The sequence below is a fragment of the Actinoplanes palleronii genome (assembly GCF_016862315.1).
GTDB lineage: Bacteria > Actinomycetota > Actinomycetes > Mycobacteriales > Micromonosporaceae > Actinoplanes > Actinoplanes palleronii.
Genome location: NZ_BOMS01000014.1, coordinates 68,685 through 84,024 on the forward strand (window position 1 = coordinate 68,685; position 15,340 = coordinate 84,024).

The 15,340-nt window shown below is 70.7% G+C and carries 14 protein-coding genes; 6 read left to right on the forward strand and 8 right to left on the reverse strand.

Going from position 1 to position 15,340, the window contains the following annotated elements:
• Positions 1-81 precede the first annotated feature (81 nt).
• The 6 genes from urtE to Apa02nite_RS04170 form a co-directional block, all read right to left on the reverse strand.
• Entirely contained in the window at positions 82-774 is a 693-nt protein-coding gene (gene urtE / locus Apa02nite_RS04145) for an urea ABC transporter ATP-binding subunit UrtE (protein WP_203823905.1), read from the reverse strand.
• Positions 774-1,508: an urea ABC transporter ATP-binding protein UrtD gene (urtD, locus tag Apa02nite_RS04150; RefSeq protein WP_203823906.1), complete on the reverse strand. Its 735-nt coding sequence runs from the start codon at positions 1,506-1,508 to the stop codon at positions 774-776. Before urtD ends, urtE begins: the two co-directional genes overlap by 1 nt.
• Positions 1,505-2,608, reverse strand: coding sequence for an urea ABC transporter permease subunit UrtC (gene urtC, locus Apa02nite_RS04155; RefSeq protein WP_239164115.1), 1,104 nt, complete (start codon positions 2,606-2,608; stop codon positions 1,505-1,507). Before urtC ends, urtD begins: the two co-directional genes overlap by 4 nt.
• Positions 2,609-2,663: 55 nt before the next feature.
• The gene (gene urtB / locus Apa02nite_RS04160; protein WP_067683802.1) at positions 2,664-3,551 is read right to left on the reverse strand and encodes an urea ABC transporter permease subunit UrtB; all 888 of its coding nucleotides are present in this window, start codon (positions 3,549-3,551) and stop codon (positions 2,664-2,666) included.
• A gap of 54 nt (positions 3,552-3,605) precedes the next feature.
• On the reverse strand, positions 3,606-4,862 hold the full coding sequence (gene urtA, locus Apa02nite_RS04165) for an urea ABC transporter substrate-binding protein (RefSeq protein WP_203823907.1): 1,257 nt from the start codon (positions 4,860-4,862) through the stop codon (positions 3,606-3,608).
• 273 nt (positions 4,863-5,135) lie between these two features.
• Positions 5,136-6,188, reverse strand: a complete 1,053-nt coding sequence (locus tag Apa02nite_RS04170) for a substrate-binding domain-containing protein (RefSeq protein ID WP_239164116.1) — start codon at positions 6,186-6,188, stop codon at positions 5,136-5,138.
• Positions 6,189-6,249: 61 nt separating this feature from the next.
• Between Apa02nite_RS04170 and Apa02nite_RS04175 the strand changes: the two genes are divergently transcribed.
• The 4 genes from Apa02nite_RS04175 to Apa02nite_RS04190 all read left to right on the forward strand — a co-directional run bounded on the left by Apa02nite_RS04175 (position 6,250) and on the right by Apa02nite_RS04190 (position 10,862).
• Complete coding sequence (locus Apa02nite_RS04175) at positions 6,250-6,678, forward strand: MarR family winged helix-turn-helix transcriptional regulator (RefSeq protein ID WP_203823909.1); 429 nt, start codon at positions 6,250-6,252, stop codon at positions 6,676-6,678.
• Between the two features lie 117 nt (positions 6,679-6,795).
• A complete protein-coding gene (locus Apa02nite_RS04180; protein ID WP_203823910.1) occupies positions 6,796-9,282 on the forward strand; it encodes a rhamnogalacturonan lyase family protein in 2,487 nt (828 codons plus the stop codon).
• A gap of 42 nt (positions 9,283-9,324) precedes the next feature.
• Entirely contained in the window at positions 9,325-10,524 is a 1,200-nt protein-coding gene (locus Apa02nite_RS04185; RefSeq protein ID WP_203823911.1) for an extracellular solute-binding protein, read from the forward strand.
• On the forward strand, positions 10,521-10,862 hold the full coding sequence (locus Apa02nite_RS04190; RefSeq protein WP_067683787.1) for a hypothetical protein: 342 nt from the start codon (positions 10,521-10,523) through the stop codon (positions 10,860-10,862). Before Apa02nite_RS04185 ends, Apa02nite_RS04190 begins: the two co-directional genes overlap by 4 nt.
• Here Apa02nite_RS04190 and Apa02nite_RS04195 read toward each other — a convergent pair.
• Together Apa02nite_RS04195 and Apa02nite_RS04200 are read right to left on the reverse strand one after the other, a co-directional pair.
• Positions 10,859-11,707 carry a hypothetical protein gene (locus Apa02nite_RS04195; protein ID WP_203823912.1) on the reverse strand — a complete coding sequence of 283 codons (849 nt, stop codon included), beginning with the start codon at positions 11,705-11,707 and terminating at the stop codon, positions 10,859-10,861. The genes Apa02nite_RS04190 and Apa02nite_RS04195 overlap by 4 nt on opposite strands.
• Before the next feature lie 21 nt (positions 11,708-11,728).
• Positions 11,729-12,169 carry a protein-tyrosine phosphatase family protein gene (locus Apa02nite_RS04200; RefSeq protein WP_203823913.1) on the reverse strand — a complete coding sequence of 147 codons (441 nt, stop codon included), beginning with the start codon at positions 12,167-12,169 and terminating at the stop codon, positions 11,729-11,731.
• Between the two features lie 37 nt (positions 12,170-12,206).
• Here Apa02nite_RS04200 and Apa02nite_RS04205 point away from each other — a divergent pair, with 37 nt between their 5' ends.
• Both Apa02nite_RS04205 and argS read left to right on the forward strand, forming a co-directional pair.
• Entirely contained in the window at positions 12,207-13,424 is a 1,218-nt protein-coding gene (locus Apa02nite_RS04205; RefSeq protein WP_203824135.1) for an MFS transporter, read from the forward strand.
• 160 nt (positions 13,425-13,584) lie between these two features.
• Positions 13,585-15,228 (forward strand): arginine--tRNA ligase, encoded by a 1,644-nt coding sequence (gene argS, locus Apa02nite_RS04210; RefSeq protein ID WP_203823914.1) that lies wholly within the window; start codon positions 13,585-13,587, stop codon positions 15,226-15,228.
• Positions 15,229-15,340 lie beyond the last annotated feature (112 nt).

Consider the following 15,340-nt stretch of genomic DNA (forward strand, 5'->3'; position numbering starts at 1 on the left):
TATAGGCGGTTACCTAACTTACACATGCCTCGAACCCGGTCCACCTCTCCGCGAGGCGGGCCGGGTCCGGTGGCTGGTGGATCAGACCGTGAGGGCCTGCCGGACGGTCGGCTCGGCGTCCGTTCCGCCGTCGCCGGTCGAGGTGACCCGGCCGGCTTCCAGGACGTAGTACTGCTGGGCCGCGCGCAGGGCGAAACCGACGTGCTGCTCGACCAGCAGGACCGACAGGCCGCCGCGGGCGGCCAGGGCCAGGATGGTCTGCTCGATCTCGGCGACCACCGACGGCTGGATGCCCTCGGTCGGCTCGTCGAGCAGCAGCAGCCGGGGCCGGGTGATCAGGGCCCGGGCCAGGGCCAGCTGCTGGCGCTGGCCGCCGGAGAGCAGGCCGGCCCGGCGGCCGAGCAGCTCCTTCAGGGCCGGGAACAGGTCCAGCGCCTCGGCGGTGGCCTCCCGGCCGTCCTTGCGGCCGTCCGCGACCAGCTGCAGGTTCTCCAGCGCGGTGAGGTGCGGGAAGCTCTGCTGGCCCTGCGGGACGTACGCCATGCCGCGCGCCACCCGGTCGTGCGGCGCGAGCCTGGTGATGTCCTCGCCGTCCAGCAGGATGGCACCGGAGCGCGGCTTGAGCAGGCCGACCGCGGCGCGCAGCAGGGTGCTCTTGCCGGCGCCGTTGTGGCCCAGGACCGCCGCGACCCCGTCGGACGGCACGGTGAGCGAGACGCCGTGCAGGACGACGCTCCGGCCGTACCCGCAGTGGATGTCCTCGAATCGCAGCATCACGCCTCCACCGGATGTCCGAGATAGACCTCTTGGACCTTCGGGTCTGCCTGCACCTGCGCGACGGTGCCCTCGGAGAGGACCTTCCCGGCGTGCATCACCGTGACGGACCGGGCGAAGCGCCGCAGGAAGTCCATGTCGTGCTCGATCACCACGACGGTGTGCTCCCGGCTGAGTTCGCCGAGCAGTTCGCCGGTGGCGTCGCGTTCCTCGTGGCTCATCCCGGCGACCGGCTCGTCGAGCAGGAACAGCTTGGCGTTCTGCACCAGCAGCATGCCGATCTCCAGCCACTGTTTCTGCCCGTGCGGCAGGGTGCCGGCCAGCTGGTCGCGCACCGCGGTCAGCCGGACCGTCTCCAGGGCGTTCTGCACCTCGGGCGGTACCGACGAGCGGCGGCGCAGCAGGGTGAGCGGGCCGCGGTGCCAGCCGGCCGCGATGTCCAGGTTCTGCAGCACGGTGAGTTCCTCGAAGACCGTGGAGTTCTGGAACGTCCGGCCCACGCCCAGCCTGGCGATCTTGTGCACCTTGCGGCCGAGCAGCTCGTGCTCGTCGAAGGTGACCGCGCCGGTGGCCCGCGCCAGGCCGGTGATCGCGTCGATCAGCGTGGTCTTGCCGGCGCCGTTCGGCCCGATGATGAACCGTACGTCACCGGACGGCACGGTCAGGTCCACGCCGCCGACGGCCACGAAGCCGTCGAACACCACCTGCAGGTCCCGGACGACCAGCCCGCTCATGAGGTCACCTCCGTGCTGGTGGAGCGGCGCCGGCGCAGGTACATGGCGAGGGAGGCGAGCCCGCCGGGCAGGAAGACCACCGGCAGGATGAAGAGCAGGCCCTCGAAGTACGTCCACGCCGACGGGAGCTTCTCGGAGAGCGCCGTCTTCGCCCAGGCCACCGCGATCGCGCCGAGCGCCGGGCCGATCAGGCTGGCCCGGCCGCCGACGGCCACCCCGATCACGAACTCGATCGACGGCACGACACCGATCATCGCGGGGGAGATGATCCCCACCGCCGGGACGAACAGGGCGCCGGCCAGTCCGGCCATGCCGGCCGCGACGACGTACGCGACGAGCTTGACGTTGGCCGGGTCGTAGCCGAGGAAACGGACCCGCTCCTCGCCGTCCCGGACCGCGACCAGCAGCTCGCCGAAGCGGCTGCGCATCAGCTGCCAGGCGACGCCGAGCACCGCGAGCAGGGCCGCCGCCACGATGAAATAGATCATCCGGCGGTTGATCGGGTCGTTCAGGTCGTACCCGAAGAAGCCCTGGATGTCGGTGAGCCCGTTGGTGCCGCCGGTGGTGCCCTGCTGCCCGATCAGGAAGATCGCCAAGGCCGCGCAGAGCGCCTGGGAGAGGATCGCGAAATACGCTCCGCGGACCCGGCGCCGGAAGATCAGCAAGCCCAGGAGGAACGCCACCAGCATCGGCAGCAGCACCGTGGCGGCCAGCGCGAAGGCCGGGTTGGCGAACGGTTTCCACCACCAGGGCAAGGCGTCGAGCTGTCCGTACAATTGCATGAAATCGGGCAGCTCACCGGGACCCGCGTCGGCCAGCTTGAGGTGCATGGCCATCGCGTAGCCGCCGAGCCCGAAGAAGACGCCCTGGCCGAGAGTGAGCATGCCGCCGCGGCCCCAGGCGAGGCCGATGCCGACCGCGACGATGGCCAGGCAGAGGTATTTGGCGAGCAGGCCGAGCCGGAAGTCGCCGAGGGCGACCGGCGCGAGCGCGAACAGCACAACGGCCGCGAGGCCGAAGCCGATCAGGGCGTGGAAGCGACGGGGTGCCTTGGCCGCCGACGCTTCGACGGCCACCGGCGGATCTTGGAGCGTTGTCATGCTGTGCTCCCTTCGGCATGCCCTTCTGGCCCTTGCTTCGCTGCGGTGCAGCCGGTCATGCCAGGCTCCTTGTCCGGAGGGTGAACAGGCCCTGCGGGCGCCACTGCAGGAACGCGACGATCACCACGAAGACGATCACGCTGGCCACGCTGACCGTGGTGGTGTACTCCACCATGGACTGCACGATGCCGAGCACGAACGCCACGATCACGGTGCCCTTGAGCTGGCCGATGCCGCCGACCACGACCACCAGGAACGCGTTCACGATGATGTTGGTGCCCATCGTCGGGCCGATCGGGCCGATCAGGGTGAGCGCGACCCCGGCGATGCCGGCCAGGCCGGAGCCGATGAAGAAGGTCAGCCGGTCGACCCGGCCGGTGGCCAGCCCGGAGACGGCGGCCAGGTCGCGGTTCTGCATCACGGCGCGGATCCGCCGGCCGAGCGGGGTGGTCTTCAGCACGACGGTCACCGCGGCGACCGCGATCAGGGCCAGGGCCAGGATGAACACCCGGCTGCTGGAGATCGCCAGGTCGTCGGTGAGGTGGATGCTGCCGGTCAGGGCGGACGGCGCGCGGGTCTGCACGTTCGGCGCGCCGAACAGGTCCCGGGCCGCCTGCTGGAGCAGCAGCGAGACACCCCAGGTGACCAGCAGGGTGTCCAGCGGCCGCGCGTAGAGCCGGCGGATCAGCAGGACCTCGATCAGGACGCCCATCAGGCCGGCCACCACGAACGCCACCGGCAGGGCCACCAGCAGCGAGAACCCGGCCCCGCCGATCACCTTCTGGAGCATGTAGACGGTGTAGGCGCCGGCCATGATGAGTTCGCCGTGGGCCATGTTGATCACGTTCATCTGGCCGAAGGTCAGCGACAGGCCGAGCGCGATGAGCAGCAGCACCGCGCCGATGCTGATGCCGGTGAAGAGTTGGCTGAGGACGAGAGTCACGGTGAACCCCTTCCAGCGGGCCGCCCCGAACGGAGCGGCCCGCCGTCGCGCAGGTCAGGAGAGGCCGGTCGCCCAGCTGTAGCCCTTGAGGTAGGGGTCCGGCTTGATCGGCTCGCCGGAGTTCCAGACCTCCTTGATCAGGCCGTCGTCGCCGACCTTGCCGATCCGGGCGGTCTTGTAGATGTGCTGCGTCGGGCCGTCCACGGTGACCTTGCCCTCGGGGGCGTCGTAGGTGATCCCGCCGGCCGCCGCGGCCGCCTTGACCTTCTCGACGTCGAACGAGCCGGCCTTCTCGACCATGGCCTTCCACAGGTAGACCGAGGTGTACGCGGCCTCCATCGGGTCACTGGTCGGCTTGTCCGCGCCGTACTTCGCCTTGTAGGCCTTGACGAACTTCTCGTTCGCCGCGCCCTCGGTGGTCTGGTAGTAGTTCCATGCGGTCAGCTGGCCGGCGAGGTACTGCGTACCGATGCTCTTGACCTCTTCCTCGGCGATCGAGACGGAGACCACCGGCATCTTCTCGGCGGTCAGCCCGGCCGACTTGTACTCCTTGAAGAACGCCACGTTGCTGTCGCCGTTGAGGGTGTTGAAGATCGCCGACGCGCCGGCCGCCTTCACCTTGTTGGCGATCGTGGAGAACTCGGTGGAGCCCAGCGGGGCGTAGTCCTCGCCGAGCACCTTCATGCCGTTGGCCTCGGCGTACGCCTTGATGATCTTGTTGGCGGTGCGCGGGAAGACGTAGTCCGAGCCGACCAGGTAGAGCGAGGTCTTGCCCTGCGCCTTCAGGTAGTCGAGGCCCGGCACGATCTGCTGGTTGGTGGTGGCGCCGGTGTAGAAGATGTACGGCGACTGCTCCAGGCCCTCGTACTGCACCGGGTAGAACAGCAGGGACTTGTTCTTCTCGAAGACCGGCTTGACCGCCTTGCGGGAGGCCGAGGTCCAGCAGCCGAAGACGGCCGCGACCTTGTCCTGGCTGATCAGCTTCTGGGACTTCTCGGCGAAGGTCGGCCAGTCCGACGCGCCGTCCTCGCTGACCGGCTCGATCTGCTTGCCGAGCACGCCCCCACCCGCGTTGATCTCCTCGATCGCCAGTTTGAGCGAGTCCCGGACGGTCACCTCGCTGATCGCCATGGTGCCGGAGAGCGAGTTGAGCAGACCGACCTTGATGGACGATCCGGAGGTGTCGATGGTCGCGCCGGCCGCCGAGGCCGAGCTGCTGTCGTCGGTCTTGGCGCCACAGGCGGTGAGCGCCGCGAGGGCCGCCACCGTCGCGACAATGGTCGCCGAACGGCGACCGCGAATCCTGAACATGAATCCTCCAAGGCCCTTTGCGGGCCGGAAATCGCATTGATGTCGCTGGAAGTCATGCCGCCGGGGTGTCCGGTCGTGCGCCGCTCTGGCTGGCCGCGATGCCGCTCAGTGCAGTGTCAGTCTTAAATCTTTCGATTTCCGTGCCGTTTCCCGGAACTTAATACGCGGTTTCTACGGGAACGGGCCGGTAAATAAAAAAGCCCACCACAGAATGGTAGGCAAAGGGAACTTAGTTCCCGCTGGAAGTAACCTTGCCGCCCCCGGGCGACCCTGTCAAGGCAGCTCGGTCAATACGTCGAAGTCGACACCGCGGGCCTCGGCCAGATAGATCCGCTGGTTCACGTGCCGGCTCCGCAGCCGGAGCAGACCACGGGGGCCCTCGTAGGACACCGACTCGGCGTTCGCCCCGATCGCCCGGACGTCCAGCTCGCCGGTCTGCTCGACGAGCGCGGCGAGCAGCAGCACACCCTCGTAACAGGACTCGCCGAGGCTGCCCAGCGGCGGGGCCTCCGGTCCGAACCGGGCCGCGTACCGGCCGTGGAACTCCAGGTTCTCCGGCGTGATCATGTTGGCGAAGAACCCGGCCGTGCTGAACAGGTCGCGGGTCGCCGGCGCGCCGCTGGCCAGCAGCATGTTCTCGTCCATCAGGGTGCTCAGCCGCAGGCAGCGGCCGGGCAGCCCGGAGCGGGCGAACGCTCGGTTGAACCGGACCGCGTCCATCCCGACCAGCAGCATCAGCACCGCGTCGGCGGAGGAGAGCTCGATCCGGCGCAGCGCCTCGGAGAAGTCGTCGGTGGCCAGCGGTACGTAGCTCTCGCCGACGATGTGCAGGCCGTTCGCGGCGGCGTAGCGGTGCGCGGTCCGGGCGGTGCGGCGGGGCCAGACGTAGTCGTTGCCGATCACGTACCAGCGGCGGGCGGTGCGCTCGCGGGCCAGCAGCCGCATCGCCGGGAACAGCTGCACGTCCGGGGTCTCGCTGGTCATGAAGACGCCCTCGGTGCGCTCGCCGCCCTCGTAGAGCGCGGTGTAGACATACGGCACCCGGCCGGCGATCCGGGGCGCCACGGCCTGCCGGACCGAGGAGATGTGCCAGCCGGTCACGCCCTGCACCAGGCCCGCGTGCACCAGCGCGGCGACCTCGGCGGCCACCGCCTGCGGCGCGGCGCCGCCGTCCACCGGGATCAGGCGCAATTCCCGGCCGAGCACCCCGCCGGAACGGTTGACCTCCTCGGCGGCGAGCTGCGCGCAGAGCTCGGCGCTCGGCCCGAAGATGCCGGCCGGGCCGCGCAGCGGCACCACGAGAGCCACATCGAACGACCGGGACATGACCCTCATCGTCCTGGAAGCCGGACTGGATCTGAAGCACGGATTGGGTAACATCCCGACGATGCGGGGACCCACGGATCTTTTGTACCTGCTGACCCGGGCCGAGCGGCTGCTCGCCCGCCGGCTGTCCGCCATCCTGGACGCGGAGGACTGCTCGCTCGACGCGTGGCGGGTGATCGCGCTGCTCGCCGACGGCAAGGGCCGGTTCATGACCGAGCTCTCCGAGCGGGCCTTCCTGCCGCCGGGCAGCCTGACCCGGCTGGCCGACCACCTGGTCGAGGACAACCTGGTCTACCGTCGCGGCGACGACCTGGACCGGCGGCGGATCAAGGTGCACCTGACCGCGCGCGGCCGGCGTCTCTTCCAGCGGGTGGACGAGCGGATCCGGGCCGAGCTGACCGACGTGCCGCTCGGCGACAGCCTCGGCGCGCTGGTGGAGGCGCTGGAGTGTAGTCCGGGTCATACTCTTGCAGCGCGGCAAAGCCGCTAGCAGCCTGAACGGCACTGTTAACACGCATACCTTTAAATGTGCGCAAACGTCGATACACACTGATCTCCTACGGTCCGCCGCACGTCGATCTCCGGCGTACCGGATCTTGGAGTAACGATGAGACGCGCCCTCCTGGCGGCCGGGGCCGGCCTGGCCCTGACCGCAGGCCTGTTCGCCCCACCGGCCTATGCCGGCGGTCGGCCGACCGGAACTGATCAGCCGAAACGCATTGTCGAGTCGCTCGACCGGGGCCTGGTCGCGGTCCCCGCCGAGAAGGGCGGGACGTTCCTGAGCTGGCGCCTGCTCGGCACCGAGTACGGCTCCGGCATCGCCTTCAACGTCTACAAGGGATCACGGCGGCTCAACCAGCGGCCGATCACCAGGTCGACCACCTACACCGACAAGTCCCGGGGCGCGGGCGCCTACACCGTCCGGGCCGTGGTGCACGGCCGGGAGCAGGCGACGAGCCCGGCCGCGGTCACGCCCGGCGACATCCCGCTGGCCGGCGCGCCCGGCTACTACGTGCAGCACGCCTGGCCGGGTGACCTGGACGGGGACGGCCGCTTCGAGATCGTGGTGTCCCGGCTCTCCACCGACCTCGACAAGCCGAACTACCTCGAGGCGTACACCCTCGCGGGCGCGCGGCTGTGGCGGGTCGACCTGGGGCCGGCGTCCTGGACCCGGGCCGGTGGCACCGCCGCCAACGACCCGCCGCTCGCCGCGATCAGCGGGTACGGCGACGTCGCGGGCTACCGCAACGACGACAACGTGACCGTTTATGACCTGGACAGCGACGGTCGCGCCGAGGTCGTCGTCAAGACCGCCAACGGCACGACCTTCGCCGACGGCGCCAAGGTCACCACGGGCAACCCGCTCGACCAGTTCGTCTCGGTTATCGACGGGTACTCCGGCGTCGAGCGCGAGCGTGTCCCGGTCGCCGCCGACTTCCTCGCCGACGGCCCGTCCGGCGGCCAGTACGGCGTCGGCTACCTGGACGGCGTGCACCCCAGCCTGATCACCAAGCAGGTCACCCGGATCGGCGCCAAGCGCGGAGACTTCCGGGTCCTCTTCGCGGCCTGGGACTTCGACGGCCGGGACCTGACCCGGCGCTGGACGTTCGTCCGGGGCGTCGACCAGGGCACCAGCTTCCACCAGCTGCGCGTGGTCGACGTCGACCAGGACGGCCGGGACGAGATCGCCGACGGCAACTACGTGGTCAACAGCGACGGCACGTTCCGCTACGTGGTGCCGGAGTCCGTGCACGGCGACCGCTTCCACATCGGTGACCTCGACCCGAACCGTCCCGGCCTGGAGGGTTACGCCATCCAGCAGACCGAGGGCGGCGTCTTCACCACCTTCCCCTGGTACTACTACGACGCGTCGACCGGTCAGCGGCTGATCACCGGCTCGCACCCGGACGTCCCGCAGGACGCCACCCTCTGGGACGTCCCGCGCGGCACCACGGCGGACATCGACCCGACCCACCCCGGCTACGAGTTCTGGGCCGCGACCGCGAACGCCGACCTGCCCGGCGCCGGCGTCTGGAGCGTCGACGGCACCGAGGTCTCGACCGCTACGCCGAGCGTGAACTTCCGCATCTGGTGGGACGGCGACACCGGCTCCGAGCTGCTGGACAACACGTACGTGGAGAAGTGGGACTGGACGAAGCAGCAGAGCGACAAGATCTTCGAGCCGGCCGGTGTCGTCTCGTCCTGGCGCAACGCGGTCCCGTTCTACGGCGACATCCTCGGCGACTGGCGCGAGGAGTACCTGGCCGAGACGAGTGACCACACCGCGCTGCGGGTCTTCACCACGAACGTGCCGACCAGCACCCGGCTCTACACGCTGGCGCACGACCCGGCCTACCGCCTGGGCTGGACGGTCCGCGGCTACCTGCAGTCCACGCTGACCGATTTCTACCTCGGGTTCGGCGGCAAGGCCCCGGCCCGGCCCAGGATCCAGACGACGGCGCAGGCGGGGAACGCCTGGCAGGTCGTCGCCTATGACAATTTCGTCCAGAACACCGGCAAGTGGCAAGCCGAGCTCCAGACCGGAGGGACGGTGGCCGCCGGCGACGGCGTGCTGGACATCGACGTCCCCGGCGGGGCGAGCGTCTGGTTCACGCAGGAGCTCGAGGGCCCCTACGAGATCGAGTACACCGCCACCCCGGTCGACCAGGGCGGCCCGAACGACCACGTCACCGACCTGAACTCGTTCTGGAGCGCGCGCGACTCCCGCTCGCCGGACGACGTCTTCGCCACCGAGCGGCACGGCGCGCTCGCCGAGTACGACTACCTGAAGACCTACTACGTCGGGCAGGGCGCGAACCTCAACACCACCACCCGGTTCCGCCGCTACGTGGGTGAGGCCGGCAACCGCCCGCTGATCTACGACTACACGTCGCCGCTGATCCGGGCGAACGTGCCGATCCACGTGCGGATCTCGGTGCTCGGCGACCGGATCCGCTACTACAGCGACGACCAGCTGATCTTCGACTGGACCGACGCCGACCCGTACGACAGCGGCTGGTTCGCGTTCCGCACCGTCGCCAGTCACTTCCACATCCAGGACTTCACCGTCTGGAAGCCGCCCACCGTGGCGTGACGATGCGTCCACCCTGGGCGCACATCGAGTAACGTGGATCACATGCCGGACCTGTATTCGCGGCGCTCGTTCATCGCCGGGGTGATCACCGCCGGAATGCTCTCCACGGCCACCGGCTATCTCCTGACGCGTCGTACCCCGGTGACCCTCACCCTGGTCACCGGGGGCGACGCGACCGGCGGGCGGAGCCTGCTGATCAACCTGTGGAACCGGTTCAACCCGGACGTCCGCCTCGACGTGCTGACGGTCAACAGCTCCACCCGGGACCAGTACGACAAGTTCGCCGGCACCCGGGCCGACATCTACAACCTCGACGTCATCCACATCCCGCGGTTCGCGGCCCGGGGCCGGATCGCGCCGATCGACCCGCCGGACGGCATCACCCTGCTCGCGCCGGTGCAGCGGGTCAGCCAGGTCGAGGAGGGTTCGGCCCGGCTCTGGGCGGTCCCGCTCAACACCGACGTCGGCATGCTCTACCGCCGGATCACCGACAAGCGGGCCACGGACGCCGAGCCGGAGATCGGCCGGCTGGTCGCCGACCGCACGCAGGTGCGGCAGCTCGCCGCCCAGCTGGCGACGGAGGGTTCGACCACCGACGAAGCGTTCGTGATCAACGTGCTGGAGCAGGCCCTGGCGCAGGACCGGACGATCCTCGACGAGCGGGGCGTGGTCTCGACGAGCCTCGGCCAGTGGCAGCGGGCCCTCGCACCGCTCGCCGCCGCGCTGCGTGACAACCGGATCGTGGCGGTGGCCGGCGAGGAGAAGACCAACGCGGCGTTCCAGGAGCGGAACCTGCGCTACATGCGGAACTGGCCGGTCTGGTTCCCGGCGATCGACCGCGAGGAGCGGGACAAGAAGCCCGGCACCGCGGCGATCCGGCTGGGCCGGCTCCCGATCGGGGTGCTGGGCGGCCAGGGTCTCGCGGTGGCCGAGGACACCGGGTACCGCGACGAGGCCGAGGCGGTGATCCACTTCCTGACCGGGATGCCGGCGCAGAAACTGCTGGCCACCTACGGGTTCGCGCCGACCGCGTCGGAGGCCTACAACGACCCCGAGGTGAAGGCCGCGATGCCGCACCTGGAGATCGTCCGGTCCGCGGTGGAGGACGCCCACCCGCGTCCGATGAGCGCCGGGTACGCGGACTTCGCCCAGGTGTTCCGCCAGCACACCTACGACTACCTCTACCGCGGTGTGCAGCTCACCGACGGTTTCGTCGAGGGGATGCAGGGAGCGTTGCGATGAGCGAGGAGACCGGTCTGCAGGCCTGGCTCGTCCCGGTCTTCGTGACCGCGGCGATCATCCTGGTCGAGGCCGCCGTCTGGCTGGTGACCAGCCGCCGCCGTCCGGCCCGCCCGGCCGGGAACCTGGCCGACCGGCGCGCGCAGACCATGGCGCTCGGCCTGCTGGTGCTGCTCGCCCTCGCGGTCGCCGGGATGGCCAGCCTGGGTCCGAACCTCGCCGATCAGCTGGCCAGCGTCGTGGCCGCGCTGCTCGGCGGCGTCTCGGCGTTCCTGACCTACCTGTCCTACAAGTCCACCCAGACCGCCCGCAAGGAGAACGGCGGCGACAAGGCCGATTAGCCGGCCCGGCGCAGGCGCACCACGAGGGCGCGGGCCCAGGCGGCCGTCCCGGCGATGACCAGGGCCGGGAACAGCACGTACGGCTCCCAGAGCGCTCCCGGCGGGTCCGGCGGGACCACCACGGCCGGGGCGAACAGCTCGCCGGTCACCGCGAGCGTCGGCAGGGCCAGCAGCGCCGACCCGATCCACGCCGACCGGCGCCACGGCCGGCGGCCGGACTGCCGGGCGGTGACCTTCAGTGCGGCCCAGCCGCCCAGCAGCAGGCCGAGCCCCCAGCCGAGCAGGGCCAGCGGCCGGACCAGGGCCGGTTCCGGGTGCCAGAAGACGATGCCGCTCTCCGCCACCCAGTGATCGTCCTGGTAGAAGCCCAGATCGTCGTGGTAGACGGCGATCTCCACGTCGTCGCGGCGGGCGGTCACGTAGGCCTCCGCTGCCACGCCGGCCAGGTCCCAGCGCCCGGAGTCCGGCAGGATCCGCCAGCCGGTGCGCTCCAGGGTGGCCCGGACCTCGGCGACGTCCGGCACGTCGACCGGCAGCAGCACCGAGCCGCCGGCGTATTCGTCGTCGCCGAGGATCAGCGGCGCGACGCCCGAGGAGTCCGAACCGAAGATCGTGTCCTGCCGCTCGATCCCGCCCACCCGGGCGCCGGGCAGCAGCTCACCGGCGAGCGCGGTGGCCCGCTGGTCGCTCGGCAGTGGACCGGCGTCGCGCCAGCCCAGCCAGGCGCCGCACCCGGCCAGCGCCGCCGCGACGGTGAGCGCCACCACGGCCACCGCGCACCAGCGCAGGATCCGGTGCCCGGCACGGTGCCCGGTGTGCTGCACGTCGGTGGCGAGAATCGACATCCGCGAACCCTAGAACATCGGTCAGAGCGTGTGGAAGCGGTCGACGAAGCGCCGCTGCCACGGCGTCTCCACGGCACGGTGGTGGTAGTGCTCGCGCACGAACCCGACCGCCTCGGCCGCCGGCAGCCCGTCCAGCACGGCCAGGCAGGCCAGCGCGGTTCCGGTCCGGCCCCGGCCGCCCCAGCAGGCGATCTCGACCCGCTCACGGTCCGCGCGGGTCCAGGCTTCTATCAACACCACTTTCGCGTACGCGGGGTCAGCCGGCAGCCAGAAGTCCCGCCAGCGCACCCAGCGCGTCTCCCACCCGACCTCGGGCGGTTCCGCGCCGAGCAGGTACACGCCGAAGCGCGGCGGGTGCCCGGACGGCATCGCCGCACGCAGCCCGCGGCCCCGGACCAGTCGCCCGGACGGCAGTCGCAGCACCCCGGCCGCTCCCGGCTCCCAGCCGGCAAATTGGCTCACGCCGAGAAATGTTATTCCGTAAGGTGCGGTCCTGATGATCGCTCCTTTGGTCCGCACCGTGCTGCCCCCTCGTCTCGGCGCTGATTTCCGCTGGCTGGTCGGCTCGTCCTGGGCGACGAACCTCGGTGACGGCATCTCCGCGGCGGCCGGTCCGCTGCTCGTCGCCTCGCTCACCGACGACCCGTTCCGGATCTCGTTGGCCGCTCTGCTCTCCTGGGCCCCGCCGCTGGTCTGCGGCCTGTACGCCGGGGTGCTCTCGGACCGGCACGACCGCCGCCGGATCCTGCTGCTCGCCAACGCGGTCCGGGTGCTGGTGCTGCTCGCCCTGATCGGCACGCTGGCCACCGGCCGGCTCTCGGTGGAGCTCGCCCTGCTCGGGCTGGGGCTGCTCAGCACGGCCGAGGTGTTCGCCGACAACACCACCGGGACGCTCGCGCCGATGCTGGTGGACCGGGCCGACCTGCCGCTGGCCAACGCCCGGCTGTCGGCCGGGTTCATCACGCTGAACCAGCTGGCCGGCCCGCCGCTGGGCGCCGCGCTGTTCGCCGCCGGCCGGGCCTGGCCGCTGGCCGGCGAGGTGCTGCTGCTGGTGGCCGGCACGCTGCTGGTCTCCCGGGTCCGGCTGCCGGCGCACAGCCGGCCCGCGACGGCCGGGGTGCGCCGCGACGTGGCCGAGGGGGTCCGCTGGGTGGTGCGCCACCCGGCGGTCCGGACCCTCTGCCTGATCGTGCTGATCTTCAACCTGGCGTTCGGGGCGTCCTGGTCGGTGCTGGTGCTCTACGTGAGCGAGCGGCTCGGGCTGGGCTCGATCGGCTTCGGCCTGGTCACCACGGTGATGGCGGCCGGCGGGATCCTCGCCACCGGCGCGTACGGCTGGCTCACCGCCCGGGTCAGCCTGGGCAACCTGATGCGGATCGGCCTGTTCATCGAGACCGGCACCCACGCGGTGCTCGGGTTCACCGCCTCGCCGTGGGTGGCGCTCCCGACGTTCTTCCTGTTCGGCGTGCACGAGTTCGTCTGGCGGACCACGGCGACCACGGTCCGGCAGCGGTCGGTGCCGACGCACCTGCAGGGCCGGGTCGGCGCGGTCAGCGTCATCTGCATCTACGGCGGGCTGGTGGTCGGCGCGGCGGCCGGCGGCGTGCTGGCCTCGCGGTACGGCGTGGCCGCCCCGTTCCAGGTGGCGTTCGTCTGCGCGGCGATCTTCCTGGCCGTGCTGTGGCCGCAGATGAAACACATCGCCCACGACGACTGAGGCCGCTATAGTCGCGGCATGCACAGCACCTTCAGCGAGCGACGCCGGCGACTTCACGGCCGCCGCTGAACTGTGCTTTCCGCCGGCGGGTCGATCCCGCCGGTTGCTGACGTGTCACTCCGGTCGACCCGCTTCGTTCGTACGATGAATGGGGTTGATCGTGAATTTTGAATCTCTCCTGTCGGATCGGCTGGCACCCGCGCTGGAAGCGGTCGCCGGCCATCCGGTCGATCCGGCGGTGCGGGCGTCGCCGCACGCCGACTTCCAGTCCGGTGCGCCGCTGGCCCTGGCCCGGGAGCTGGGCCGGGCGCCCCAGGAGATCGCCGCCGAGGTGGCCACGCGTGCCGACCTGGCCGGGCTCGCCGAGATCACCGTCTCCGGTCCGGGGTTCCTGAACCTGACGATCGGCGACGACCTGCTCGCCGAGAGTCTGCGGCTGACCGGTGCTGATCAGCGGCTCGGTGTGCCCGCGACCGCCGCGCCGGAGCGGATCGTGATCGACTACTCCGGGCCGAACGTGGCCAAGGAGATGCACGTCGGGCACCTGCGGTCGACGATCATCGGGGATGCGCTGGCCCGGACGCTGGAGTGGCTGGGCCACGACGTGGTCCGGGTGAATCACCTGGGCGACTGGGGGACCCCGTTCGGGATGCTCGTCGAGCACCTGGTCGACCTGGGCGGCGCGGCTGATCACTCGATCCGGGATCTGACCGCGTTCTATCAGGACGCCCGGGTCAAGTTCGACACCGACGACGACTTCCGGACCCGGGCCCGGCTGCGGGTGGTGGCGCTGCAGTCCGGCGATCCGCTCTCCCGGGACCTGTGGCAGCGGCTGGTGGCCCAGTCCGAACGCTACTTCCTGGACGTCTACCAGCGGCTCGGCGTCACCCTCGGCCCGGACGACTTCGCCGGTGAGAGCCGTTATCAGGACGACCTTCCGGTGCTGGTGGCCGAGCTGCTGGCGCAGGGTCTGCTGACCGATAGCGACGGCGCGCTGTGCGCGTTCCCGGACGGGTTCACCGGGCGGGACGGCGACGCGCTGCCGCTGATCGTGCGCAAGGCCGACGGCGGTTTCGGGTACGCCGCGACCGACCTGGCCGCGATCCGGCACCGGGTCGGCACGCTCGGCGCGGACCGGTTGCTCTACGTGGTCGGCGCACCGCAGCGCACCCACTTCGAGATGGTCTTCGCGGTGGCCCGGAAGGCCGGCTGGCTGCCCGGCGGGGTGACCGCCGAGCACCTCGGGTTCGGCTCGATCCTGGGCGCGGACGGCAAGATGCTGAAGACCCGGGCCGGCGACACGATCAAGCTGGCCGAGCTGCTGGACGAGGCGGTGGCCCGGGCGACCGCGCCGGCCATCGGGATCGGCGCGATCAAATACGCCGATCTCTCCGGTGACCGGCGGGGCGACTACGTCTTCGACTGGGACCGGATGCTGGCCAGCACCGGCAACACCGGTCCCTACCTGCAGTACGCCTACGCCCGGATCCGGTCGCTGTTCCGCAAGGCCGGCACCGGGCCGGGACCGGTGACGGTGACCGAACCGGCCGAGCGGGCCCTGGCCCTGACCCTGCTCGGTTTCGAGCCGGCGCTCCGGGCCGCCGCCGGTCAGGCCGAGCCGCACCGGCTGGCCGGATACCTGCACGACCTGGCCGTGGCCTTCTCGGTCTTCTACGAGCGGTGCCCGGTGCTGCGGGCCGCCGACGACGTGCGGGCCAGCCGGCTGGGGCTGGCCGAGCTGACCGCCCGCACCCTCCACACCGGAATGTTTCTGCTGGGTATCGAGACGCTCGAGGAGATTTGAGGAAAGTTGATCACCGCGCAACCTTCCGTTGATCGACCGATGACCTGATCCCCCGTTAGGGTGCTTCTTTCGGCGCGCCCACAAGGCGCGCCGCTTGAACTCCCCTGCGAAA

Coding starts and splice junctions, on each gene's coding strand:
- Apa02nite_RS04180 (WP_203823910.1), top strand. CDS start 6,796: ATGAGACGCGCCCTCCTGGCGGCCGGGGCCGGCCTGGCCCTGACCGCA.
- Apa02nite_RS04185 (WP_203823911.1), top strand. CDS start 9,325: ATGCCGGACCTGTATTCGCGGCGCTCGTTCATCGCCGGGGTGATCACC.
- urtA (WP_203823907.1), bottom strand. CDS start 4,862: ATGTTCAGGATTCGCGGTCGCCGTTCGGCGACCATTGTCGCGACGGTG.
- Apa02nite_RS04170 (WP_239164116.1), bottom strand. CDS start 6,188: ATGTCCCGGTCGTTCGATGTGGCTCTCGTGGTGCCGCTGCGCGGCCCG.
- Apa02nite_RS04190 (WP_067683787.1), top strand. CDS start 10,521: ATGAGCGAGGAGACCGGTCTGCAGGCCTGGCTCGTCCCGGTCTTCGTG.
- urtC (WP_239164115.1), bottom strand. CDS start 2,608: ATGACAACGCTCCAAGATCCGCCGGTGGCCGTCGAAGCGTCGGCGGCC.
- Apa02nite_RS04195 (WP_203823912.1), bottom strand. CDS start 11,707: ATGTCGATTCTCGCCACCGACGTGCAGCACACCGGGCACCGTGCCGGG.
- urtE (WP_203823905.1), bottom strand. CDS start 774: ATGCTGCGATTCGAGGACATCCACTGCGGGTACGGCCGGAGCGTCGTC.
- urtD (WP_203823906.1), bottom strand. CDS start 1,508: ATGAGCGGGCTGGTCGTCCGGGACCTGCAGGTGGTGTTCGACGGCTTC.
- Apa02nite_RS04175 (WP_203823909.1), top strand. CDS start 6,250: ATGCGGGGACCCACGGATCTTTTGTACCTGCTGACCCGGGCCGAGCGG.